1 protein-coding gene is annotated in these 1,483 nt (G+C 50.5%); it reads left to right on the top strand.

Annotated elements, in window-relative coordinates; translation table 11 throughout:
- Positions 1-1,483 (top strand): T1SS-143 repeat domain-containing protein (locus OH458_RS21895; protein WP_269979850.1); only part of this gene is annotated, 1,483 nt, incomplete at both ends.

The following is a 1,483-nucleotide window of genomic DNA, read 5'->3' as shown; positions in this document are numbered from 1 at the left end:
AACGCAGCAGCTTGACCAGACTGTCAGTGGTGAGCAGAAATTTGATTACCCAGAAGGCTCGCTCTATATCACTCTTGATGGGGATATGCGCTTTGAGCCGAATCGCGATTTAGACCATGAGAACGGCGATGTTGTAAAAGATATCGTCGTGACGTCGGGCGATTTCGACAAAGACAGTGTCAGCGCCACAGTCACCTTAACCATTCAAGATGGTGATGACCCGGTGATTAACGCGATTCCTTCGGTGACTTTAGCAGAGTCTCAGCTAACGGATGGCTCAGCGCCGAGCGGCAGTGTAGTGCAAGCGACGGGCACAATCAGTTATACCGAAGGCAGCGACAACGTCAGTCACTTCCGCCTTGAGCCAAGTGAGTTTAATACTGACGGCTCGCTCAAATCGAATGGGCTTGTGATTGAGCTGCGAGAAGAGCCTGCAGATTCTGGGCAATATATCGGCTTTACCACGGCAGCAAATGGTGTAGAGACCACCGTCTTTACGCTCAACTTCGATGGAACTAACAAAGACGATTATACCTTTACGCTGATTGAAGCGATCGACCACGCCAATGCGGATGGCAATAACGACCTGAGTTTTGCGCTGCCCGTTTATATGGTTGACAGTGACGGTGACAACTCCGCCAAAGCAAACTTGGATATCACCATCACCGACGATGTCCAGTTAATGCAAAACGGCAGTTGGACCATCATTGAACCGAATCAAGGCGAAAACCCAACCACCGCGATCATCGATGTGATGCCAGCGCACAGTGCCGATGGCGCCACCATCACCGAATTTAAATTTGGTGATAACCCAGCGCAGCAGCTTGATCAAAGCATCACTGGTGAGCAGAAATTCGATTACCCAGAAGGCTCGCTCTATATCACCCTCGATGGTGAGATGCGCTTTGAGCCTAATCGCGATCTGGACCATGAGAATGGCGATATCGTCAAAAACATCGTGGTGACGTCGGGCGATTTCGACAAAGACAGTGTCAACGCAACGGTTACTTTAACCATTCAAGATGGCGACGATCCGGTGATCAACACTATTCCGTCGGTAAATCTATCTGAGTCTCAACTAGCTGATGGCTCTGCGCCAAGCGGCAGTGCGGTGCAAGCCACAGGCACGATCAGTTATACCGAAGGCAGCGACAACCTAAGTCACTTCCGTCTGGAGCCAACTGAGTTCAATACTGACGGCTCGCTCAAATCGAATGGGCTAGTGGTAGAGCTTCGAGAAGAGCCTGCAGATTCTGGGCAATACATCGGCTTTACCACCGCGGCGAACGGTGTGGAGACCACCGTCTTTACGCTCAACTTCGATGGCACCAACAAAGGCGATTACACCTTTACGCTGATTGAAGCGCTCGATCACGCCAATGCGGATGGTAATAACGAACTCAGCTTTGCGCTGCCCGTTTATATGGTTGACAGTGACGGTGATAACTCCGCTAAAGCCAATTTAGATATCACCATCACCGAT

Source organism: Vibrio sp. MarTm2 (assembly GCF_027587055.1).
GTDB lineage: Bacteria > Pseudomonadota > Gammaproteobacteria > Enterobacterales > Vibrionaceae > Vibrio > Vibrio sinaloensis_D.
This window is presented reverse-complemented; position numbering and strand designations above follow the sequence as displayed.